General features: G+C 47.9%; 20 protein-coding genes. 10 read left to right on the top strand and 10 right to left on the bottom strand.

Annotation, left to right across the window (positions count from 1 at the left end):
- Positions 1-202: 202 nt before the first annotated feature.
- The 6 genes from F0P94_RS04355 to F0P94_RS04330 all read left to right on the top strand — a co-directional run bounded on the left by F0P94_RS04355 (position 203) and on the right by F0P94_RS04330 (position 8126).
- Entirely contained in the window at positions 203-784 is a 582-nt protein-coding gene (locus F0P94_RS04355; protein ID WP_150902593.1) for an RNA polymerase sigma-70 factor, read from the top strand.
- Between the two features lie 113 nt (positions 785-897).
- The gene (locus F0P94_RS04350) at positions 898-1626 is read left to right on the top strand and encodes a head GIN domain-containing protein (protein WP_150902592.1); all 729 of its coding nucleotides are present in this window, start codon (positions 898-900) and stop codon (positions 1624-1626) included.
- 165 nt (positions 1627-1791) lie between these two features.
- Positions 1792-2799 carry a FecR family protein gene (locus F0P94_RS04345; protein WP_150902591.1) on the top strand — a complete coding sequence of 336 codons (1008 nt, stop codon included), beginning with the start codon at positions 1792-1794 and terminating at the stop codon, positions 2797-2799.
- 28 nt (positions 2800-2827) lie between these two features.
- A complete protein-coding gene (locus tag F0P94_RS04340; protein WP_150902590.1) occupies positions 2828-4663 on the top strand; it encodes a FecR domain-containing protein in 1836 nt (611 codons plus the stop codon).
- 364 nt (positions 4664-5027) lie between these two features.
- Positions 5028-7520, top strand: a complete 2493-nt coding sequence (locus F0P94_RS04335) for a TonB-dependent receptor (RefSeq protein ID WP_150902589.1) — start codon at positions 5028-5030, stop codon at positions 7518-7520.
- A gap of 213 nt (positions 7521-7733) precedes the next feature.
- Entirely contained in the window at positions 7734-8126 is a 393-nt protein-coding gene (locus tag F0P94_RS04330; protein ID WP_150902588.1) for a hypothetical protein, read from the top strand.
- Positions 8127-8268: 142 nt separating this feature from the next.
- On the opposite strand, the gene F0P94_RS04325 is transcribed toward F0P94_RS04330, so the two are convergent.
- Positions 8269-8460: a cold-shock protein gene (locus F0P94_RS04325; RefSeq protein ID WP_150902587.1), complete on the bottom strand. Its 192-nt coding sequence runs from the start codon at positions 8458-8460 to the stop codon at positions 8269-8271.
- 762 nt (positions 8461-9222) lie between these two features.
- On the opposite strand from F0P94_RS04325, the gene F0P94_RS04320 reads away from it, so the two are divergent.
- A complete protein-coding gene (locus F0P94_RS04320) occupies positions 9223-9423 on the top strand; it encodes a hypothetical protein (RefSeq protein ID WP_150902586.1) in 201 nt (66 codons plus the stop codon).
- A 131-nt stretch (positions 9424-9554) separates the two neighbouring features.
- Here the strand turns inward: F0P94_RS04320 and F0P94_RS04315 are convergent, their stop codons facing one another.
- Both F0P94_RS04315 and F0P94_RS04310 read right to left on the bottom strand, forming a co-directional pair.
- Positions 9555-9743 (bottom strand): hypothetical protein, encoded by a 189-nt coding sequence (locus F0P94_RS04315; protein ID WP_150902585.1) that lies wholly within the window; start codon positions 9741-9743, stop codon positions 9555-9557.
- A 17-nt stretch (positions 9744-9760) separates the two neighbouring features.
- Positions 9761-11692, bottom strand: coding sequence for a glycoside hydrolase family 3 protein (locus F0P94_RS04310; protein WP_150902584.1), 1932 nt, complete (start codon positions 11690-11692; stop codon positions 9761-9763).
- A 180-nt stretch (positions 11693-11872) separates the two neighbouring features.
- Here F0P94_RS04310 and F0P94_RS04305 point away from each other — a divergent pair, with 180 nt between their 5' ends.
- On the top strand, positions 11873-12364 hold the full coding sequence (locus F0P94_RS04305) for a YciE/YciF ferroxidase family protein (RefSeq protein ID WP_225307117.1): 492 nt from the start codon (positions 11873-11875) through the stop codon (positions 12362-12364).
- 257 nt (positions 12365-12621) lie between these two features.
- Here F0P94_RS04305 and F0P94_RS04300 read toward each other — a convergent pair whose 3' ends face one another.
- Entirely contained in the window at positions 12622-13323 is a 702-nt protein-coding gene (locus F0P94_RS04300) for a hypothetical protein (RefSeq protein WP_150902583.1), read from the bottom strand.
- An 81-nt stretch (positions 13324-13404) separates the two neighbouring features.
- A complete protein-coding gene (locus F0P94_RS04295; protein WP_150902582.1) occupies positions 13405-14238 on the bottom strand; it encodes a hypothetical protein in 834 nt (277 codons plus the stop codon).
- 200 nt (positions 14239-14438) lie between these two features.
- Here F0P94_RS04295 and F0P94_RS04290 point away from each other — a divergent pair, with 200 nt between their 5' ends.
- Entirely contained in the window at positions 14439-16145 is a 1707-nt protein-coding gene (locus tag F0P94_RS04290; protein WP_150902581.1) for a dipeptidyl-peptidase 3 family protein, read from the top strand.
- Positions 16146-16525: 380 nt separating this feature from the next.
- Here F0P94_RS04290 and F0P94_RS04285 read toward each other — a convergent pair whose 3' ends face one another.
- Both F0P94_RS04285 and F0P94_RS04280 read right to left on the bottom strand, forming a co-directional pair.
- The gene (locus F0P94_RS04285; protein WP_150902580.1) at positions 16526-16990 is read right to left on the bottom strand and encodes a peptidylprolyl isomerase; all 465 of its coding nucleotides are present in this window, start codon (positions 16988-16990) and stop codon (positions 16526-16528) included.
- A 20-nt stretch (positions 16991-17010) separates the two neighbouring features.
- Entirely contained in the window at positions 17011-17658 is a 648-nt protein-coding gene (locus F0P94_RS04280; RefSeq protein WP_150902579.1) for a hypothetical protein, read from the bottom strand.
- Between the two features lie 108 nt (positions 17659-17766).
- Between F0P94_RS04280 and F0P94_RS04275 the strand changes: the two genes are divergently transcribed.
- Positions 17767-18315, top strand: coding sequence for an NUDIX hydrolase (locus F0P94_RS04275; RefSeq protein ID WP_191906911.1), 549 nt, complete (start codon positions 17767-17769; stop codon positions 18313-18315).
- 105 nt (positions 18316-18420) lie between these two features.
- Here the strand turns inward: F0P94_RS04275 and F0P94_RS04270 are convergent, their stop codons facing one another.
- The 3 genes from F0P94_RS04270 to F0P94_RS04260 all read right to left on the bottom strand — a co-directional run bounded on the left by F0P94_RS04270 (position 18421) and on the right by F0P94_RS04260 (position 21751).
- On the bottom strand, positions 18421-19122 hold the full coding sequence (locus F0P94_RS04270; protein ID WP_150902577.1) for an SDR family oxidoreductase: 702 nt from the start codon (positions 19120-19122) through the stop codon (positions 18421-18423).
- A gap of 482 nt (positions 19123-19604) precedes the next feature.
- Positions 19605-20525 (bottom strand): ribosome small subunit-dependent GTPase A, encoded by a 921-nt coding sequence (gene rsgA, locus F0P94_RS04265; protein WP_150902576.1) that lies wholly within the window; start codon positions 20523-20525, stop codon positions 19605-19607.
- Entirely contained in the window at positions 20522-21751 is a 1230-nt protein-coding gene (locus tag F0P94_RS04260; protein WP_150902575.1) for a 3-deoxy-D-manno-octulosonic acid transferase, read from the bottom strand. The genes rsgA and F0P94_RS04260 overlap by 4 nt, the downstream gene beginning before the upstream one ends.
- Positions 21752-22185: the final 434 nt, after the last annotated feature.

Raw genomic sequence — 22185 nt, 5'->3', positions numbered from 1 at the left:
GTGGTTTTTCGGGAACAAAAGAATAGGAAGAGAAATGAAATACTTCAGCTACTGATAAAGAATGCCAGCTATGAAAAACAGTAGCTTTTCAGGCAGAAAAACTCCCCAGAACAACTAATTAAATTATGAAAGACAACCCACAATTTCAGCAGGCTTTTAAAAGAAAATAGAATACTTTTGCGGAAGTTTTGCAGCCCTTGTAATGGAAGTAGAAAAACCTGTCGCCAAGGCAGTGTCGTTTTACCAGAATTTAAGCCCGGAAGAGAAAGTAGAAATGCTTTTCCGGCAATATTACGCGGGTCTGTGTAAGAGTCTTTACCGCATTCTTCGCGACGCCAGTTTTGCCGAAGATATTGTGCAGGAGGTATTTATGAAAGTATGGGAAATGCGCGAAACCCTGCAGCTCGATGCCGCCATGCAGGCCTACCTGTACCGTTCCTGCTACAACACCGCCCTGAATTTCCTGAAGCAGCAAAAAAAGAATACCGATATCGATCCGCTGGAAATGGTACTGGCCGGCGGCGAAACGGCCGAAAAGAATCTGAACTTGCTCGAAACCGAAACGCAAATTCTGCAGGCCATCGACAGCCTTCCGCCTAAAACCCGACTGGTATTTTCCCTGAGCCGTTTCGAAGAACTCAGTTACAAAGAAATTGCCGAAAGGCTGGAAGTTTCGGTGAAATCAGTCGAAAAACACATGGGCATTGCCCTGCAGCGGCTCCGCGAAAACCTGAAAGAATACCTCGTAGGGCTGCTTTTGCTTCTGATCTCAGAATTATTTTAATTTTTTTTTCAGATGCATGGTAGGGTAGAGGATAGGGAAAATGTTTTATAGGGGAAGACACCCGGCGCCGGCTTCTTCAGACTTACCAGAACGGACTTAAAAACTAAGATAAAATGAAATATTCTTTCTTCAGAAATTACCTGGCATTTTGCCTTTTACTTACTGCCTTTGCTTTTACTTCCTGCAACAAAGAAACTTTGCGCGGCAAAGGCGACATCATTTCCAAAACCCGGACCGTTGGCACTTACGAGGCCATTAGCGTGGGCGGTGAGTTCGAGATTTATTTAACCCAGGGACCAGCGCAGGATATTAAACTGGAAGGTCAGGAGAACGTTTTGGCCGAAGTAATTACTACTACCCGCAACAACGAACTGAAAATTGAATTCAACAAAGACAACGTAAAGATCGACGAGCCAGTGCGGGTGTACCTTTCCACGCCGAACCTGAAAGAAATAAATTTATCGGGTGCGAACCGGGTAATTGGCGCCACCGACTGGCAGGTAAACGATTTTAAAGTAAGTACTTCGGGCAGCAGCACGGTTAATCTAACCCTGAAAGGGGCCGCCGATGTACAAACCCGCATCTCCGGCTCCGGCGAAATAACCTACTACGGCGATGCCAGCACCCACGACTTGGAAATCTCCGGTTCCGGCAAGTTAAAAGCCTTCGGTTTCACTACTAAAATCTCCGATATCGGCATCAGCGGTTCCGGCAGGGCAGAAGTTATGGCTATCGAAAAGCTTTCAGCGCAAGTGAGCGGCTCCGGCAAGGTTTATTACAAAGGCAATCCGGCGGAAAATTCCTCCGTTTCGGGCAGCGGCAGCATCAGTAAGGTAGATTAATGCCTTGCGACATGCCATTAAAAGTGAATGAAAATAAAATTTACTTTTGTGGTTTGCTCCGCTAATTAAATTTTAGAACAGGTTTAGAGTATTACCGAATCAACCTGATAAGTAATTTCTAATTTTTAATTGCGCGAAGCGCCTTTATTTGTTTAATAATTGAAAATGGAAGACAAGCGGGAAAAATTCTGGGAAAAGCTGGCAGCCGGCGTCAGCGGAAATGCCCCGGAAGAAGACCAGGCCTGGCTCCGGCAGCAGCGGGAACAGGATCCGGAAGCGGAATCGCTACTAAAACAGGCTCAAAAAGTCTGGTCCGGCATCGCCTTGCCTTCAGATAACTACGAACCCGACGTGGAAAAAGGCTGGCAGCGCTTCCGGATGAAAGTGCAGGCCCGCGAAGCCGAATCGCCGAAAGCGCCGGTTGTCCGGAAAATGAACCGCGGCCCGATGTACGGCATTGCCGCTTCCATCGCCCTGTTCATTATGGTAAGCTTTTACTTCCTGACCCGTACGCCGGCGCAAAACTGGACAGAAGTAAGAACGGCCGCCGGCGAAACCAAAACCATCATGCTAGCCGATGGCAGTAAAGTTTCGCTGAACCAGAACAGTACGTTTTCTTATCCGGAGAATTTTCAGAAGGAAAACCGGACTGTAAAACTAACCGGCGAAGCTTTTTTTGAAGTCGCCAAAGCCGAAGGCAAACGTTTCACCATTTTCGCCCAGGGCACGAAAACCGAAGTGATCGGCACTTCCTTCAACCTCCGGGCCTACGATGCAAAAGAAGTAAAGGTGCAGGTAGTAACCGGGAAAGTGGCTTTTGCCCGCACCGAAACCGACGATGCCATTTTCCTGGTGCCGGGTCAGGAAGGGGTTTTAAAAGAAAACGGTACCGTTCCGGCTAAAAAAGTAATAGAAAGTAAAAATTTCCAGGCTTGGAAAACAAAGAACTTAGCTTTTACCAATTTACAGCTCGAACAATTAACCAAAGAACTGGAACACTATTTTAACATTACCATTATCATTCAAAACGATGCCCTACGCAACTGCCGCTTCACCACTTCTTTCCAGGATCCGGAATTAAACGAAGTATTGGAAGTGCTGGCCGCTACAGGCAATCTGAAGATCACCAAAAACGGCGACCGGTACTTGATCTCCGGTCAGGGATGTAATTAACGAACTTTATAAAATTAAAAATTATATAATGAGAACTATACGCTTCTTCATTACGGGAGTACTTTGCCTTATTTTTTCAATGCAAACGCTACTGGCGCAAAACCTGAATACCAAAGTTTCGCTTCAGGTAAAAGACGCCACCCTGCCGCAAGTGCTGCAACAAATTCAGAAAAAATACGGCTACCGTTTTTCCTATTTAAACAACGAACTGCCGGCTAAAACCAGATTTTCGGCCGAAGTAAAAGACAAGCCCTTATCCGAAGTGCTGGATGTGCTGCTGGAAAAAACTGACATGGGCTACAAACAGGTAAACGGGCAGATCATCATCAAAAAAGGGTTTCCCAAGAACAAACCCAAAGCCACCACTTTCCAGAAACTGCCAACTTCGATTACCGAAAACAAAGCCAGTCAGACGGCCAAAACGGTAACCCATCCGCAACCGGAAAATCAGGCCACGGCAAAAGAAACTACCGCAAAAGAAACATTGGCAAAAGAGACGTCAGCAAAAGAAACTTCGGTAAAAGAAACGTCTGCCACTACCACAAATTCCGGAACTGTAAATACTGCAACACCAGAAACCCAACCGGAACAAGCTGCCGAAAAGGCTACTGAACTTGAAGTAAAAAGTGCGGTACCTGCCGGTGAAAACGTAAGTGAAACCAGCGCCGCTAACCCTGCCGAAGAGAAAAAAGAAACGATCCTGGATAAGTTGCGAGCCACCCGCCTAAACAACGAAGTAAGAGCCTCCAATTCCGACTCCATCCTGTATACCGATACGCACCTGGGCATTATTTTCCCCATCAGCACCAACGGAACAGCTGCCAACCGCTACGTGAACCGTACATCGGTACATTTGCTGGCCGGTACTTCGGCCGCGTTGGAAGGGGTAGAGTTTGCGGGTTTCGGGAACCTGGAACAGGGGTACGTGAAAGGAGTGCAGTTCAGCGGATTCTTTAACGTGGTGAAGCACCGTGCCGATCTCCGGGAACTTGCTGCAACGCGCAACGAAGGATATGCGGTACAAGGCGGGCAATTTGGCAGCTTTATAAATTTCGCCGGCGGCAATATTAAAGGCGGACAGTTTGCCGGGTACATGAACGTAACGGAAGGCCATATAAACGGGGGACAGTTTGCCGGTTTCCTGAACATTGCTAAAAATGTGAACGGCGCCCAGGGTGCAGGCTATATGAACCTGGCGAAAAACGTAGACGGCGCTCAGTTAGCCGGGTTTTTAAACATTGCCGATACCGTTTCCGGCGTGCAGGCTGCCGGTTTCCTCAACATTGCCAGATGTGCCAAAGGCACTCAGATCGCTTTCATAAACATTGCCGACAGCGCCGCCGGCGTACCGATCGGGGTTTTTAATTTCGTGAACAAAGGCGGTTACAAAAGAGCCGAATTTTATGCCGCCGACGACTTCGATGCCAACTTTACTTTTAAGATCGGAGTGCCGAAATTCCATACCTTGCTGGCCTTAGGGGCAGAATTGAACGACAAACACCGCTGGGGTTACGGCTTCGGTTTCGGTTCGGAGTGGGCCATGAGCAAGCGCCTGAAACTGAACACTGATATCTTGTCTTACTACGTGGTAGAAGAAAGCTACAAAAATATTCCGGATGGCCTGTACGAAGATTACGAATTGAACCTGCTGAATAAATTCCGCCTCCTGGGCACCATTCAGCTTGCCAAACGCTTTGCCATTTTCGGCGGCCCTACCTACAACGTTTCCGTATCGCGGTACCAGGAAAAAGGCTCCGAAAACGTAGGTTCTACCCTGGCAAACAATACCTTCTACAATCATACTTCCAAAAACGGCACCAACGTAAAAATGTGGATCGGCTTCAACGCCGGCTTGCGGTTCTAGAATATTCAGGTAATTAATTCATAATCTTTTTGCTGGTTCAAGTTTGAGCGGAGCGGAAACCTGGACCTACGAATGATCTGAAGTTTGTAAATCAGTGAGGAGTAGCCACAAAAAAACTACTGCAGGTCAAATAGAAGTTGAATGAAAGAATGGTAGCAATGCCTTGGCCTGTGCGATACAATTAAAGATGATAAACAATTCCCCTCCCCGGAGGGGCCAGGGGTGGGTTCCGCTCATCTCTTTCTAAACCTACAACCTGCTCCGGAGGGTAATTCCCTCCCCAAAAACACCCACAAAATTTTCCTGCTAAAACTATTTAAAACAGCCCTTCAGCTGTTACCGAAACCTTATTGTCTAAAAAACTATGAAGCAGAAATCATTTTTTTCCAAAGCAACGCACATCCGCGATTACTTTGCCGGTTGGGAAAAGGCGCAGCAGGAGTACCGCCTGCAATTCGAAACAAATGCCCGGAAAACGGTAACAAAAAGCCCTAAAAACCCGAAAGCTCTTGTCGCAGTGGCCTGCCTGTTATTCCTGATTTTTCCTTTTCAGCTCCGAGCCCAGAGCCTGACGCAAACCATCCGCGGCCGCATCATCGATCGTGAATCGCAAAGCCCGGTGATCGGAGCCTCGGTAGCCGTTACAACCACCAACCCCATGAAAGGAACTTTAACGGACCTGGACGGGAATTTCCGGATCGAGAAAGTGCCGGTAGGTCGCCATACCCTTAAAGTGAATTACATCGGCTACGAAGAACAGGTGATCTCGGAATTATTGCTGGGCTCCGGCAAAGAACTGGTGCTTTCCATCGGCCTTACCGAAACCTTTAAAGAAATGGACGAAGTAGTGGTGCGGGCAAAGCAGGAGAAAGGCCAGCCCCTGAACGAAATGGCTACGCTCAGCGCCCGCTCCATTTCGGTAGAAGAAACCAAACGCTATGCCGCCAGCGTCAACGATCCGGCCCGCGCCGCCCTGAATTATGCCGGCGTAGCCTCGGTAGACGATGGCGGTAATGAAATTGTAGTGCGCGGCAATTCTCCGAAGGGCGTACTCTGGCGCATGGAAGGCGTGGAAATTCCAAACCCCAGTCACTTCGGCCAGGAGGGAGCTTCCGGCGGCGGCGTAAGCATCCTGAGCGTGAACATGCTCGATAATTCCGATTTCTACACCGGCGCTTTTCCGGCGGAATACGGTAATGCCTTATCCGGAATTTTCGATATGAAGCTCCGGAAAGGCAATAACGAGAAACGGGAATATGCTTTTCAGGCCGGCGTGCTGGGAGTAGATTTTGCGGCCGAAGGTCCGTTTAAAGAAGGCGGAAAAGGCTCATACCTGGCTAACTACCGTTATTCTACCTTAGCTATTCTGAACAAAATCGGGGTGAAAATTGCCGGCGATGCTGCTCCGGATTTTCAGGACTTGGCTTTTAAAATGCACCTGCCAACAGCTAAAGCCGGAACGTTTTCAGTGTGGGGGCTTGGCGGCTATAGTTCTCAAGTGGCCGAAGCCGAACGGGATGCTTCCAAATGGGTAGAGAAAAGGGATCGCTTTGATGATGTTTTCCGGGCAGGAATGGGCGCGGCCGGCTTGTCGCACGTTTACTTTGTGAACCCGAACGCCTACCTAGAAACCGTACTTTCCCTTTCCGGCAACTTCAACAAATATTACTACGATTCCATCGGCACCGATTTTAAAGCCACCACTTTTTACCAGGAAGAATTCCGGAATACCTCGGCCCGCGTTTCTACCCTTTATAACCATAAGCTCAGCAATCAGCACACCATCCGTTTCGGAGCTATTTACAGCCGACTGGGTTTCGACCTTTTCAGCGAAGGCCGGAACGAAGACAAGGTTTTTCAGCGCTACATGGATAACGACGGCGCTACCGGCATTGTACAAACCTACGGACAGTGGAAATACCGCATTCTGGAAAACGTGACGCTGAATTCCGGGCTCCACGTTATCCGGCTGGGGCTGAACGGCAACACTTCCGTAGAACCACGCTTAGGCTTGCGTTGGAATTTTTCTTCAACGCAGGCCCTGGGAGCCGCTTTCGGCGTGCACAGCCGCCACGAATCCATGGCCGTTTACTTTGCCCGGCAGCCACTGGCAAACGGACAGTACAGCCAGTTCAACAAAAACCTGGAACTTACCAAAGCCCGTCATTTCGTACTTTCCTACGATCAGATGCTGCGCGAAGACCTCCGTTTCAAAGCCGAAACTTATTACCAGCAGCTCTACGATGTAGCCATTGGCGCCGACCCGAAAAGCTCCTTTGCCGCCCTGAATGCCGAAGATGGATTTATCACCGACAGCCTGGTTAGCCAGGGCACCGGCCGGAATTACGGACTGGAACTCAGCCTGGAAAAATTCTTCACCAATAATATTTATTTCCTGATCACCAGTTCGCTTTACAATTCCAGATACACCGCCGCCGATGGCATCGAACGAAACACCCGCTTCAACGGCAACCATATTCTGAATGTAGTAGGAGGGAAGGAGTTTAAAGTAGGTGCCGAAAAAACCAACCAGATCGGCGCTAATATTCGGTTACTCTGGGCTGGCGGCAACCGCTACACCCCGATAGATCAGGAAAAGTCGATTCAGGAAGGCCATGCGGTTTACCTGGAAAAGGAAAGTTACGCAAAGCAGGCCGAAGATTATTTCCGTACCGATATCCGGGTAAGTTACCGTAAAAACAAACCCAGGGCTTCGTATGTTCTATCCCTGGATATTCAGAACGTAACCAACCGCCTGAACGTGTACCGCCAGTTTTATGACCAGGACCTGAAAGAAGTGAAAACCATCACCCAGACCGGCCTTATTCCGGTGCTGAATTACCGCATTGAATTTTAAAAAGGTATTTTATAACCTGAAGTATACCGGTTTTGTAACTTAACCTATACCGATTGCGGTAGCCGGTCTGCAACCGGCTACCGTTTTTAAAGCAGAAACCAAAAACGTAGTGGCTTGCACGCATTTACTAAAATAAATATCTTTGAACGATGGAATGACTTTTATCAGTCAGGATGCCCTGTTTTCAGGGGTGTTAATTTTTTTTAAGTGCCTATGATCTATTTCGACAAGCCGTTTGCCACTATTGAGCTCGAGCAGGAAAACAACCTGCTTGTTCTTACCTGGCATGGGTTTGCCAATAGTGAAGAGTTTCAGGAAGCACGCACCAAAGCGGTGCAGCTTTCGCGCTTGCACGGTATTAAGCGCTGGGTTTCGAACATGAAGGAGATGAAAGCGATCCGCCAGGCCGATCAGGAGTGGAGTGTAAATACATGGTTGCCCGAATTCCTTACGCTGAATATTGAAAAATGGGCCATTGTGGTTTCCGACGACATGTTCAATCAGATGGCCATGAGCAGCATGATGAGCAAGATGCGCCCGCGCCTGCCTTATCCGGTAGAATATTTTCAGGATGTAAACGCTGCCCGGAACTGGGCGGTGCGCTAAGAATACTTATAGGGGTTTAATTAACCTCCAAACCTTCAAAGATCTTCTTTCTTAATCCCTGAAATGCTTTGGGGGCAGGCAAATAAAAAAGCCCCGCCGGTTAGGGCAGGGCTTTTAAGCGATTTCTCTTTTATATAAAAGACTAAGCGCGTTTAACGTTAATGGCGTTAAGTCCTTTTCTTCCTTCCTGAAGCTCGAAAGTTACGTTGTCATTTTCTCTTACCTCGTCGATAAGACCAGAAACGTGTACAAAGTACTCGGTGTTTGAATTGTTGTCTTTAATAAAACCGAAGCCTTTCGTCTCGTTAAAGAATTTTACTGTTCCGTTATTCATATTATTAATTATTATACCAGCATTACGTTTTCTGGTAAACAAAGGTTCAAAATATTTTTCAATTTATACTTAAGGTTTTACAATTTTAAATTCCTTGTTTGCTATGTGTTTGGCTGTAAGATCTTTACCGGAATAATTAATTGGTGCATTCACTCCCGGATAGTTGAATGCTTCAGGTTTTAAATGGGAAATCTAACCAGCTCATTCTCTTCAGGTTTCCGGAAAGAGGAATCATTCTTCAGTATGTAAGGCGAAATTCGGAACCGCACCGGCGCGAAAGGCTGGCTTTAGGATTCGTAATATTAATTTTCTACCTTTATTTAATAACGGATCTTAAGTAAACAGGAGAAAAGTCCCCCTTTGGAGGGGGTAGGGGGAGGACAGGAGAATTATCTGATTTTTAAAGAAGATCAAATTAAGTGAAAATTCTCCCCCTACCTCCTCCAAAGGGGGACATCAAAAACTTGCGTAACTTCCGTTAATAAGCAATCATTTTGTTGGTTCCTGCCCTAAAGGTCGCTGTTCCGAAAATTCCGGAACCGACAGGATTTCTCCTCTTCCATCGCTGCCTTTCCCCAACTTCAGCAACTTCGTTGAATTATAGCAGAAAACAATTTGTAGCTATTGTATAGCAGTCTTATCAGGCTGTACATTTCTTTAGGGCGGTTATTTCTTCCGAATACCCAATCTTCAGCAGTTTCAATTATTTGATCTGGTTTCCGTTTTTACCGGAGCCCGATTTAACCTTTAAATTCATATAACTTGGCTAAATCCCAGAACAGCTTTATTAAAAAGCAATTAGAACAGAAAAGACTTAAAAAAAGAAAAGAAAAAGAAGAGCGTAAGCAGGAACGCCACGAAAATTCCGCCGGCGGTTCTTTAGATGCCATGCTCGCTTACGTAGATGAATTCGGCAATATTTCTTCTACCCCTCCCGCCGAGAAAAAAGCTCCGGTTTCTTAAGGGCAAAAACCCGAAAGCGTTGCCGGCTTGTTCGGCAACGGATCTTTCGGTATTCAAAAACAAGCTGTTCCGGTTTTCTGCAGACCGGTTTTTTTGTGGCTAAATGCTACCGTTTTCTGCTGCATTCAGGCTTAAAACACATAATCCTGCAGCACCTTCAGGCCTTCGCTTTCGCTGGCTTCCACCACTTCGTCAATCACGTACTGGATTTCCTCTTCGGTCCATTTTTCCTTTTCCGCCGCTTTCACAAAAACGCCCAGGGCAATAAATTTCCCGCCTTCCAGCGGTAGCAATACTTTTACTTTTTTCCGGATCCGCATACTGTTTTCTGGTTCTTTTAATTGCGGGCCACTTTGGCTTTTATGCGATGCTTTTCGAATTGCTTTTTCGCTTTTTTGTCCAGGGCCGGCATTACCGGGTGCGAATTTACGGAAGGTAGCTGGGTATATGCTAATCCGGCGTCGTATTTAAAATGGCTGCTTACCGTTACCGGCAAACGGCCGCGCGGCTGCAATTGCCCGAACACGATCTTGGCGGTGGCTTCCTGCACGGCCGGCAATTGCTGGTAGCCCACCAGCAAGGCGCGGGCATGCTGCAGTTCCTCGAACTGGCTCAGGGCGTAAGCATTATCGAAAAAGCACACAATAGCCTTGCCCGATTTTACCAGCTCGTTTATTAAAGCGGTTTCGGCTTTGCCGTAGCCCAGGTTGTTGCTCGGCTGATTGCCCCGCCCGTGAATGCTGATAATAACCAGTTTGTACTTCTTTAAATTTTTCCGGAGTTTCTGCAGTTCGCGGGCTTTATTCTTGCTTCGGGCCAGCGTATAGGCCGGCGCCTGGATCTGGTCTTCGGCAATTTTCTGGAAAACCGTAGGTTTAAAGGCCCCAAAACTAAGCGTGGCTACTTTCGTGCGTTTTTTGCGCAACTCCGACCAGTTCAGGGGTAAGGTTTGGTTCTGGTTGCGAAGCAGGGTAACGGAAGCTTCGGCCAGTTGCTGGTTCAGGATCCGGGAATTTGCCGAAGTCAGGTCCTGCTGCAGGTTCTTCAGTTCCACGTGCGGCGTCCGGTTCAAACCTAGCCAGAGCTTGGCTTTCAGGATCTTTTTACAGCGCCGGTCCAGGTCTTCCTGCGATAGATCGCCGCGGGCAATGGCTTTCTTAATTTCTTTAAGGGCCGTAGGTACGCTTACCAACCGTTCCAGCACATCGTTGCCGGCCTGCAGGGCTTTTACTTCGGCCACCCCGGGCGCAAAATACTTGGTTACGCCTTTCATTACCATGGCATCGGTAAAGATCAAACCCTGAAAACCCAGGCCCAGTTGCAGTAGATCGGTTACGATAGGGCGGGAAAGGCTGGCCGGCAGTTTGGTAGTAGTGTCGAGGCGCGGCACGTTCATGTGGGCCACCATAATGCCGCCGGTACCCGTCCGGATCATTTCCCGGAAAGGGTAAAGCTCCAGGGAATCGAGGCGGTGGCGTTTAAAGGTGATTACCGGCAGATCGAAGTGAGAATCTACATCGGTATCGCCGTGGCCGGGAAAGTGCTTGGCTACCGCCATTACGTTATTATCCTGCATGCCGCGCATGTAGGCAATGCTTTTGGAAGTAACGATCTCTTTGTTTTCGCCGAAGGAACGGAAACTGATAACCGGGTTTTTCGGATTGTTGTTCACGTCGGCAACCGGCGCAAAGTTGATGTGCATGCCCAGCCGCTGGAATTCGTAGGCAATTTCAGACCCCAGTTTATAAGCAAAGGTATCGTTGCGGGCCGCGCCCAGAAGCATGGGCAGCGGGTATTGCACGCAACTGTCCAGGCGCATGCCCACGCCCGATTCGGCATCCATACTAAGCATTAAAGGTACTTTAGAGGCCGCCTGCAGTTTATTGGTAAGTTTCGCCTGTCGTACCGGTCCGCCCTGGAAGAAAATGATGCCGCCCACTTTGTATTCCTTAACCAGCATGAGCAGGTCTTTTTCGTACTTTTTTCCTTGGTTCGAATACCCTTCCACGATCATCAGCTGGGCAATGCGTTCGTCCGGGGTAAGCGAATTGTACACCGAATCGACCCAATGCGATTCGGTTTGCAGGGCCTCGATCAGGCTGCCTTTCTGGATCTCGGAGATCGTTTTGGTGTACTTGGCCGGCGCGGCAACAGCTTGCCCTTCCGGCTTTTGCCGGCAACCGGAAAACAAGATCCCTGAAAAAATTACGAAGAAGAAAAAGAAATTAAAAAGAGCCGAACAACCGCTAGCCTTTACCGAACACTGCATGAAAACGAAAGATTAATTACATAGGTAACGTTTTTTCGGACCTAAAAGATACCCTGCTACCCTTCGAAAAAAAGGAAAAGTGCGGGAACGCTTTCCGGATAACCGCGTATAGGGCTCGGGCGCTGGCCTTTTCAGCCTGCCTTTTCAAGTCCGAAACTTAACTAAAAACAACCTAATACCATGCCAAAACTGAAGAATCTCGAGGAACTGTTCCACCACCAGTTAAAAGACCTGTACAGCGCCGAAAAACAATTGCTGGAAGCGCTGCCGAAAATGGCCAAAAAAGCCCAGGACCCGAAACTGAAAGCCGCATTTGAAAACCACCTGGCCGAAACCGAAGAGCAAAAAGCCCGTCTGGAACAGGTTTGTGAAATGATCGGCATCAGCCCGGGACGCATGAAGTGCAAAGCCATGGAAGGCCTGATCGAGGAAGGCGAAGAAATGATCCACGAAGATGCGGAACCGGAAGTGAAAGATGCCGGCCTGATTGCGGAAGCCCAGCGCATTGAGCACTACGAAATTTCCGGTTACGGCACCGCGCACCACTACGCCGAGCGCCTCGGCCTGACCGACGTAGCTAAAATTCTGGAAGAAACGCTGAAGGAAGAACAAAACGCCGATACCAAACTGAATAAACTGGCAAAAGGCTATATCAACCAGAAAGCGATGTAAGTTGCCTTTCTGTTGAAGGCTATTGAAAACAAAAACGCCTGCTTTGGGAGATTCCGAAGCAGGCGTTTTTTTATTTTATTGGTAGAACTTTTTTTCTTAAGCAGGTTTATACCTAAACAAAAGTAATGTATCTCATAGAAATAGAATTTTGGTAATTTATAGCGCAAGCGTCCGCTTGTGCTTACATTATCTTGATCTGCTTATCTGCAAAGCACAAGCGGACACTTGAGCTATATTTAAAACGGTAAGCGGTGGTATTACTTTTTCAAATGGTGGGCGGCGTCTTTGGTGTCGGCGGCAGCTTCATAGCCTAAATATTCTCCCTGCAGGGCTTTTATTTTCAGCCCATCTTTCGTGGAAATATCGCCTTCTACTTCGTCTTTGCGGTTGTTGAGTTCGCTGTAAATATAATCTACATAATCCCAGTCGTCGGGTGTCCAGGAGTTGTGGGTGCCACGCACGTATTGCAGGAGGGTTTCGTAGGTCTGCCGGATATTGGCGCTGGTAACTGTTTTCAGGTCGCTCTGTTTGCCGAGCAACTGCTGCCGGATCGAAGTCAGTTTTTTGGGGTCCAGGGGCCGGTCTTCCCGTTTTTCCTGCTTTTGCTCCCAGGCTTTGTAACGCGATTTCAGCTCAGCGTACTCCTGTTTCGATTTGGCCGACATGGTATCGAGCCGACTTTCCAGTTTATCGGTTCTGGTTTTAAATTCCTCTTTTACTTTCGGCCAGCGTTCCCGGGCATTGCTGTCGGCTCCGGAGGTTTTGGCATTTACCCAGTCGCGGAATTCGTGAAGCTCGTCTTTGGCTTTGGTGCGGGTTTCGGTATGGGTAACGGCTGTGGTATCGCGGTCGGTAGTGGTTCTTTCGGTCTGGGTGGTTTTGGTGCGTTCGCAACTGCAAAGCGCCGCCACCAGCATAGCCGAAAACAGAACCGGATTCAGGGGAGAAAGTAATTTCATTGTTTTAAGCAGGTTTACAGCGTTTAGATCTGAATTACCTTCTAAAACTGATTCCTGCCCGAAAAGTTACAGCGCGGGTTTTTACCCGAAACTGATACCGTTCATCAAACTAAGTCGGAAAATAAGCGCCCCAGCCAGTAAAATGATTAAGGAGGCCCAGGCAATTTTCGTTTTTTGCGGCGCCGGAATGGTCTGACTGAAGAGGTTATGCTGGTTCATGAAATATACCGGTATCAGCACAAGGCTCAGGGATAATAAGATCAGGCCTTCGTAGAGCTGAAAATCCGGCACCTTCAGCAAATAAATAAAAAGCGAGCCGACGATCCAGGGCATGAAAACGGTGGTAAACAGCATTTTCTGCCGGTTGGTGAACTTCATGAGCGTTTTGGAATCGCAGGCTTGTAAGAAAGCCGGCGCCATTAAAATACCGATCCCGATCAGTACCAGAAAGAAAATGAACGCAACAAATCCGGCCAGGGCATTGCTGATTACGGCCCAGCGCACGGCGTACCAGAAACCGCCTTTTACCAGGGTGCCTGCCACCATGCTTCCGAAAAAAGTATTCAGGCCGTGCAGGGTGGCCCAGAGAAAGAATACTTTTTTCAGCCCGCGTTTGGTTTTATACAAATTGAAAAGCGGGAAAAAAATAAAGGCAAGGGCCAGGCACACGAACGGGCCGGCCGCGTAGGTAGAAATTACGGCATTGGTTTCCCATTGCGAATCGAAGAGCTTGAACTGTATGTGGCCCGGGAAGAGTTCGGTCTGGATGCCGTTGCTCATGGCGGTCATAATAGTAGCGCCCTGGTAAGCAATATGGCACATCAGGTAAGCCAATAGAAACAAAATGGTACTGTTAATACCAACAATAACCTGTTTGCCGGTATCGGCCTGTGCCGGCAGCGTATTCGTATGCATAAAGAAGCCCTTGTTCAAAAACGGGGTAGAAATTTAAGCAGATTTCGGCGGAATTGCTATTCGGTAGGGTAATTCAGGTATTCTTTTTAATAAAGTGAAATTATGACGCGCTAATTCATCCGGAATATTTCATTTCTTGAATACATATCTTAAATTTAGCTGTTTCAATTTGTTCGAATTCATTACTGCCATTTATTCCGATGATCCGCAAAAACCTCCTGCTAACCGTAACTGCTGCTTCGCTCGTTTTTGCCTGCGAAAATAAACGCCAAGTGCAGGAAACTGCTAAAATACCCGATGCCGCGAACCTGCCCGCCGATACTACTGCCACTGCAGATACTGCTCATGCCGCCCATTCCGCTACCATTGCCGACCGGATCAGGCAGTACGCGCCCGTTCGCCTGACCGCGAATCTGAGCAAGCTCACGGCAAAGGAAAAAGAAATGATCCCGATCCTGCTGGATTGCGCCAAAATTATGGATGCCATTTTCAAGCAGCAAACCTATGGCAGCTACGATTCCCTGCTCAATGCTACGACGGATGCTAACCTGAAGCGCTACATCGAAATGAATTACGGTCCCTGGGACCGGCTGGAAGAAGATAAACCGTTTGTACCCGGCATAGGACCCAAGCCAGAAGGAGCTAATTTCTACCCGAAGAACATGACCCGGGAAGAATTTGAAAGCGCCAACCTGCCTGATAAAACGAGCCAGTACACCTTATTGCGCCGCGACGCCAACGGAAAGCTAATCACCGTTCCGTACCGCACCGCGTATGCCGCTCAGGTAAAGCAGGCTTCCGATCTTTTAAAACGTGCCGCTGCTTTAGCCGAAAACCCGGGTCTGAAAAAATACCTAACCTTACGCGCGGAAGCCTTACTGACAGACAATTACCAGCCGAGCGACCTGGCCTGGATGGACATGAAAACCAATACCATCGATTTTGTAGTTGGCCCGATCGAGGTGTATGAAGACAAACTTTTCGGTTACAAAGCCGCCCACGAAGCCTACGTGCTGGTAAAAGATCTGGACTGGAGCAAGCGCCTGGAAAAATACGCGGCTACCTTGCCGGACCTACAGCGCGGCCTGCCGGTACCTGCCAAATACAAAGCGGAAAAACCGGGTACCGATGCCGACCTGAATGCTTACGATGTATTATACTATGCCGGGCATTGCAACACCGGCGGTAAAACCATAGCCATAAACCTGCCTAACGACGAAGAAGTACAGCTGAAAAAAGGCGCGCGCCGCCTGCAACTAAAAAACGCCATGCGGGCCAAGTTCGATAAGATCCTGATGCCGATCGGCAACATGCTTATTGCGCCGGAGCAAAGGCAATTTCTGACTTTCGATGCCTTTTTTGCTACCACCATGTTCCACGAAGTAGCCCATGGTTTAGGCATAAAGAAAACCGTGAATGGCAAAGGCCTGGTACGCGAAGCCCTGAAAGAACAGGGTTCCGCCATTGAAGAAGGCAAAGCCGATATCCTGGGTTTGTACATGATCACGCAGCTGCATAAAAAAGGCATGGTAGAAGGCGACCTGAAAGATTATTACACTACTTTCCTGGCCAGCGTGATCCGTTCGGTGCGGTTTGGCGCCGGCGAAGCCCACGGACAGGCCAATATGGTGCGCTTCAATTATTTTGCCCAGCAAGGCGCTTTTCAACGCGATGCTAAAACCGGAACCTACCGCGTAGACTACGCCAAAATGGAGCAGGCCATGAACAAGCTTTCCGAAATTCTCTTAACCCTGCAGGGCAACGGCGACTACGAAGGCGTGAAAAAGCTCTTCACCGAACAAGGCAAAGTAGGCCCGGAACTCCAGCAAGACCTGAATCGCCTGAAAGAAGCCAACATTCCGGTAGATGTAGTTTTTGAACAGGGAAAGGAAGTGTTAGGGATTTAGATTTGAAGATTTGGAAATTTGAAGATTTGGAAATTGTTTGGTTGTAGCTGGCGCAAGTGTTAAGCGAAAGCGTCACTTGGGCCTGACGAACAAAAGGAAGTCTCCAGACTTCCGTGTGCCTTCCTAAATCCTCCTCTAAAAACAGAGGAGGATTTTTTTTAGAATATGTAATTTCTGATTTCCTAATCCGCCAGTCCGGAGACTGGTTTCTGTCTATTAGACCCAAGTGACGCTTTCGCTTAACACTTGCGCCAGTTTTATTAACTAAAAAGCTACCATTTTCCCTGAAAAAAGTAAAGGCCGGAAAACTTCCCGGCCTTTACTTTTAGAATTCTTCAGATTTGAAGCTTCATTTCCAAATTTTCAAATCTCCAAATCAATTATCCTTCCACATTCGTGATCGTGATCTTCTGAATGCGGTCGCCGGCTTTGATCTGGTCGATCACATCGAGGCCTTCCACTACTTTACCAAAGCAGGTGTGATTGCGGTCTAAGTGGGCGGTATTTTTGCGGCTGTGGCAAACAAAGAACTGGGAACCACCGGTGTTGCGGCCGGCATGCGCCATTGATAAAACGCCGCGATCGTGATACTGGTTTTCGCCGCTTAGTTCACAGTCAATTTTATAGCCTGGTCCGCCGGTACCCGGAACCCCTTTGGCGCCTTCGCGGGAGTTCGGGCAGCCACCCTGAATTACGAAATCAGGAATTACACGGTGAAAAGATAGCCCGTCGTAGAAGCCTTTTTCAGCCAGGTCAACAAAGTTCTGAACCGTTTTCGGGGCATCCTTTTCGTAGAATTCTACTTTCATGGTGCCTTTGTCGGTAATGATTTCAGCAGTTTTCATATAGTTATTGTTTAGTAAATTTAAAGTGAAGCTACCTGAGTTTCAGGTAGCCGTTTCTGTTTTAGTTCTTTCAGGGCGTTTATGCCCCGGAATAAAGTAAATACAATAATCATCCGCATAACAAGTCCGGAGCCAGGGTTAACGCCGCCCGGCGACTGTGAGGCAAAGTAAATTCCCAGGCCGTAATCTAAAATCCAGAAGCTGATAGAGGCAAGTAAAGCCGCCATCGAGTGCTTTTTTATGCCATATGCAAGCCCCGCTATCAGTATTCCTGTAAATACAGTTCCGGGGCCCATACCTAACCGTAGCAGAAGCTCATTTGGCCAGAAAGAAGCGATCAGGCCTAAAGTAAAGTTTAAACCAGCCAGGATGATCGAAAGTTTAAAGATCTGGCTGATGATCATTTCCGGATCTGTGGCGCTGCCGGCAAGGGGCTCGCCATTTACCAGCACCTCTAATTGCGGCATAAAGCTGCCTTTCAGTTTAACGCTTACTGTGCGGTTATCGGGCAGCTGAAAATCCTGCCCCTGGATCAGGGCTTTTTTGTTAGCAATTTCACCTAATTGCTGGCCCTTATAGCTGACAGTTAGCTGTTTCCAGTTAAAGCCCCAGCTTAGCAATAAAGGTTCTTCCCGGTTACGATCCAGAAAATAAGTATGTTGAGCCATAAGAAGACAGCGCCGTTAAAGAAATTGCTGAACAAAGGTAAGAATTTCCGGCTAAAGCCTGGTAGGCGGCATGAAGCCGGAACCGTTGAAAAATTTTACCTTGCAGCTATGAAGGAATATCTGGAGATCTTCGATGAGCATAACCAACCCACGAACCAGCAGCTTTTGCGCCGGGAGGTACATGCATCCGGCCACTGGCACCGTACTGCCCAGGTTTATGTGTTTAATTACCGGAACGAGTTGCTTTGTAACTTAAGGAGTCCGGCAAAAGACCTGTTTCCTATGCTTTGGGATGTAAGCATAGGCGGCCACCTGGCGCCGGGCGAAAGTTATAAGGCCTGTGCCTTGCGGGAATTGGGCGAGGAACTTGGTCTTAAGCCAGAACCGGAAAACCTGGAATTTATTACCACAACCAAAATAGACGGGCAGGATAAAGTAGCACAGCTGCTGGACCGGGAGCATGCCGGTATTTTTCTGTACCGGACAAACCTGGAGCTGGCGGATTTCAATTTTCAGAAAGAAGAAATTGTGAAGCTGCAATATTTACCCCTGAACAAAGTAAAGGCCAGCTTACGCGCTGCCGCACCGGAAATTCAGTTCATTCCGCTGCAGCAGCATTATTTATCTAACCTAGCTTTAATTGAGCAGCATCTTTAGAATTTCTGTAAATAGCCTGCCTGCAACTTTAAATTAAATTGGAAACAAAGAAACGCTACACTTTTTTACTGCAAAGTGTAGCGTTTTTTACTAAAGAATTCTTCCTTAAAACGGATTAGTAGCCCAAACGGTTAGCTCCGGAATAAAGCCGCGGTCGTCCATTTCCAGGGCCGATTTTATGGCGTGGGCAATTTCTTCGCCGCGGAGTTTATTGGGTACTTCCGGTTTTTCTTCGCGTGTGGCCACGTTAAAGGCGGTAGTAACTTCGCTTGGGTTAATTAAAATTACGCGTACGTTGTGCTTCCGGAGTTCGGCCTGCCAGCACTGGGTCATGCCTCGCAAGGCGAATTTGGAAGAAGCGTAAATGCTGCCGCCTTCAAACCCTTTGGTACCGGCCGTAGAGGCAATATTAATGATGTTGCCGGAGTTCTGCTGCTTGAAAAGCTTCGCGGCTTCGCCGGCCATTAAAGCGGCGCCAAAAACGTTGATCCGGTAAATGTATTCGAAATCTTCTACGGTGCAATCTTCAATTCTTTTGAAGACACCTAAACCGGCGTTGTTGATCAAACAATCGAGCCTGCCGAATTCCTGCAAAAACTCCTGGTAAGTCCGTTTAATGTCTTCCGGGTTGGCTACGTCGGCGGTAATGGGGAAAGCCCCTAATTCTTTGGCAGCGGTTTCGGTGCGGGTTTGGTCGCGGCCGGTAATGGCTACTTTTGCGCCGTTTTCCAGTAGCATTTTTGCCGTAGCGTACCCAATGCCCATGGTGCCGCCGGTTATCAGGAAGGTTGAATTTTCGATCTTCATAGTTTTAGTAGTATCAGGTAGAAAGTATCAGGTATCAGAATTTTTTAATATTTTTTGTTCATCTCGAACGGAGTAAGGAACCGAAGGTTCGGCAGAGCCTAATCTCATTAGGTTGGTACTACCAATTATTCAGACTTGCTGCCTTATTCCGGAGATCTCTCCTGACGTCGAGATGACGAGGAAAAGAGCTATTAATTGTAAAAATGCTATGGTTTTTGACCTGAAAAGTCTGTAGCGTAGGGTTTAAACCCAATGCTACAGACTTAAGGATTATGAATTAATAATAATCGCTGTTTCAGACATCTGTGTCTGAAACTTACTCTGGTGCGGACATCCATGTCCGCGTTTATTCATACGGGGACACAGATGTCCCCGGCAGATTGCTTCCAGACACAGATGTCTGGAAGAGCCCTTTTGCCTTAAGTTGACGGCATTGGGTTTAAACCCTACGCTACAAATGAGTTTAACTCTTAACTCCTATCTCAACGTCTGTTGTCCTCATCTTCCAGAATACTCCGGTAACTGTCGTAGCGGGTAAGTGAAATTTTACCGGCATCCACGGCTTCGCGCACGGCACAGCCGGGTTCATTTAAATGCAAACAGTTGTTGAAACGGCAGCTTTGCAGCAGGTCGCGCATTTCGGGAAAGTAATGGCTCAATTCCGGTTTGGGAATATCCACCACGCCAAGTTCTTTAATGCCGGGGGTATCGATCAGGAACGTGTTTTCGCCAATTTCGAACATTTCGGCAAAGGTGGTAGTGTGCACGCCTTTGTCGGAGTAGGCGGAAATTTCGGTGGTTTTCAGATCGAGGTCCGGAACCAGGGTATTTACCAGGGTAGATTTTCCTACGCCGGAATGCCCGGAGAACAAGGTCACTTTCTGATCTAAAAGCTGTTGAATTTCTTCGATACCGATTCCTTCGGCTGCCGAACAGGCTACGCTTTCGTAACCGATCTGCCGGTACATCTGCCGCACGCGTTCCTGGTATTGCAGCGTGTCTTCGTCGTAAAGGTCTATCTTGTTGAAAAGCAGCGTTACGGGAATGTGGTAGGCTTCGGCGGTAACCAGAAAACGGTCGATAAAGCCAAAGGAAGTGCGCGGCGAAACCAGCGTAACCACCAGGAAAGCCAGGTCGATGTTGGAAGCAATGATGTGCGCATGCGCCGTTTTGTGGATCGATTTCCGGATGATGTGGTTCGTGCGTGGGGCGATTTCGGTGATCACGGCTGTGCCTTCTTCGCCTTCCAATTCCAGAGTTACATGATCGCCCACGGCCACCGGATTACTCAGTTTCAGGCCCTTGGTTTTAAATTTGCCGCGTAAGCGCGCCCGTAAAAGCCCGCCGTCTTCTTTGCGCACCACGTACCACGAGCCCGTCGATTTTAATACCAGTCCTTTCATAGCGTTGCGGAGATCCAATCCATAATTTTTTGAGTAGCGCCGGCCTGTTCCTGAATGTAGATTTTCTGGCGGTCAGCAATAGCGTTTTTGGTTGCCGGTTTTTTCACGTTTTCGAATACTGTTTCCAGCTCGCTTAAGTTGTTTACCGGGAAGGCGGTTTGCAAAGAAACCAAATCCCTGGCTTCCTGGAACTTCTGGTATTTCGGGCCGAAGAATAGCGGCAGACCGAATACGGCTGCCTCTAAGGTATTGTGCAGCCCTTTGCCGAACGCACCGCCGATAAAGGCATACGAACTGTAACTATAAAGCGAGGAAAGAATGCCGATATTGTCGATGATTAGCACCGAGTAGTCGGACAAATCACGGTTTGCAACTTCGGAAAAGCGGATGGCGGTTCCGGCAGATTCACTGCTCAATTTAGCGATTTCGGTTTCATGAATTTCGTGCGGGGCAATAATGAATTTCAGTTCGGCCTGATGCTTTTTAATGAACGGCACCAGCACCTGCATGTCTTCGGGCCAGGAACTTCCGATAATGAAAACTTCCCTGCCGGCTTTAAAATTCTCGACTACCGGAATTTGCTTCACGCCGGCTGCCGTCTGCAAAACCCGGTCGAAGCGCGTGTCGCCGGCCACCGAAACGTTTGTGATGCCAATGCTTTTCAGCAGGGTTTCGGAGTGCACATTCTGGGTGAAAAACCAGGAAAAATTTCGGAGGATATTCCGGTAAAAGCCTCCGTAGGGTTTAAAGAAAAGCTGGCCTTCGCGGAAAATACTGGAAATGGAAATGACCGGTACGTTGTTGGTTTTCAGTTCTTGGGTAAAGTAATGCCAGAATTCATATTTCACGAATACCGCCAGTTTTGGCTTTAAAAGAGCTACCAGTTTCCGGGCATTTTTAGCAGAATCTTTCGGCAGGTAAAAAATGTAATGCGCCCCGGCATAATTTTTCCGCACTTCGTAGCCGGAAGGGGAGAAGAAGCTCAACGCAATTTTATAGTCCGGGTACTGTCTGGCAAATGCTTCAATAACCGGTCGGCCTTGTTCGAATTCGCCCAAAGACGCACAATGAAACCATGCTACCGGTGAAGTATTACCCTGCAGTTTTGCCTCCAGTTCCGGCCACAGGTTTTTACGACCTTCCAGCATCAGCTTTGCCTTTTTATGGAAAGGCGAAGCCAGCCGCACGAACAGCCAGTAAAACCAGATGGATAGATTGTAAAGCATTTCTCGTATGTTCGTAGGTTCGAATGTTCGTAGATTCGTAATTCGATTTTTTGACTTTTTTTGGCTAGAACGGTAGCGTTTTATTGGGGCAAAGGTACGGTTTATAAAAGAGAAAAGCTGAAATAGAAAGGAGGGAGGATTTTATTTTCTTCCTCTGAAAGGACTAACAAAAAGAAAAAGAAATTCATTGCCGTCTGCTTTAGCTGACGGATAGCAGCATGTTTGCTAATTCTTAAAACAGTCCGCTAAAGCAGATAGCAATGAATTCAATTTAGAAATCGTTTTTTATTGCCAATGCTCTTTTGTGGCAAGAGGCTATAGTCCTGACCAAAATTCGCATATCGAAAATTCGAACCTACGAACCTACGAACCTACGAACTACGAATCTACGAAAATTCGAACCTACGAAAATTCGACCAGACCAAAACCTTTTC

The organism is Adhaeribacter soli, from assembly GCF_008727925.1.
In the GTDB taxonomy this organism is placed as follows: Bacteria; Bacteroidota; Bacteroidia; order Cytophagales; family Hymenobacteraceae; genus Adhaeribacter_A; species Adhaeribacter_A soli.
This window is presented reverse-complemented; position numbering and strand designations above follow the sequence as displayed.

Coding starts and splice junctions, on each gene's coding strand:
- F0P94_RS04355 (WP_150902593.1), top strand. CDS start 203: ATGGAAGTAGAAAAACCTGTCGCCAAGGCAGTGTCGTTTTACCAGAAT.
- F0P94_RS04350 (WP_150902592.1), top strand. CDS start 898: ATGAAATATTCTTTCTTCAGAAATTACCTGGCATTTTGCCTTTTACTT.
- F0P94_RS04345 (WP_150902591.1), top strand. CDS start 1,792: ATGGAAGACAAGCGGGAAAAATTCTGGGAAAAGCTGGCAGCCGGCGTC.
- F0P94_RS04340 (WP_150902590.1), top strand. CDS start 2,828: ATGAGAACTATACGCTTCTTCATTACGGGAGTACTTTGCCTTATTTTT.
- F0P94_RS04335 (WP_150902589.1), top strand. CDS start 5,028: ATGAAGCAGAAATCATTTTTTTCCAAAGCAACGCACATCCGCGATTAC.
- F0P94_RS04330 (WP_150902588.1), top strand. CDS start 7,734: ATGATCTATTTCGACAAGCCGTTTGCCACTATTGAGCTCGAGCAGGAA.
- F0P94_RS04325 (WP_150902587.1), bottom strand. CDS start 8,460: ATGAATAACGGAACAGTAAAATTCTTTAACGAGACGAAAGGCTTCGGT.
- F0P94_RS04315 (WP_150902585.1), bottom strand. CDS start 9,743: ATGCGGATCCGGAAAAAAGTAAAAGTATTGCTACCGCTGGAAGGCGGG.
- F0P94_RS04310 (WP_150902584.1), bottom strand. CDS start 11,692: ATGCAGTGTTCGGTAAAGGCTAGCGGTTGTTCGGCTCTTTTTAATTTC.
- F0P94_RS04305 (WP_225307117.1), top strand. CDS start 11,873: ATGCCAAAACTGAAGAATCTCGAGGAACTGTTCCACCACCAGTTAAAA.
- F0P94_RS04300 (WP_150902583.1), bottom strand. CDS start 13,323: ATGAAATTACTTTCTCCCCTGAATCCGGTTCTGTTTTCGGCTATGCTG.
- F0P94_RS04295 (WP_150902582.1), bottom strand. CDS start 14,238: ATGCATACGAATACGCTGCCGGCACAGGCCGATACCGGCAAACAGGTT.
- F0P94_RS04290 (WP_150902581.1), top strand. CDS start 14,439: ATGATCCGCAAAAACCTCCTGCTAACCGTAACTGCTGCTTCGCTCGTT.
- F0P94_RS04285 (WP_150902580.1), bottom strand. CDS start 16,990: ATGAAAACTGCTGAAATCATTACCGACAAAGGCACCATGAAAGTAGAA.
- F0P94_RS04280 (WP_150902579.1), bottom strand. CDS start 17,658: ATGGCTCAACATACTTATTTTCTGGATCGTAACCGGGAAGAACCTTTA.
- F0P94_RS04275 (WP_191906911.1), top strand. CDS start 17,767: ATGAAGGAATATCTGGAGATCTTCGATGAGCATAACCAACCCACGAAC.
- F0P94_RS04270 (WP_150902577.1), bottom strand. CDS start 19,122: ATGAAGATCGAAAATTCAACCTTCCTGATAACCGGCGGCACCATGGGC.
- rsgA (WP_150902576.1), bottom strand. CDS start 20,525: ATGAAAGGACTGGTATTAAAATCGACGGGCTCGTGGTACGTGGTGCGC.
- F0P94_RS04260 (WP_150902575.1), bottom strand. CDS start 21,751: ATGCTTTACAATCTATCCATCTGGTTTTACTGGCTGTTCGTGCGGCTG.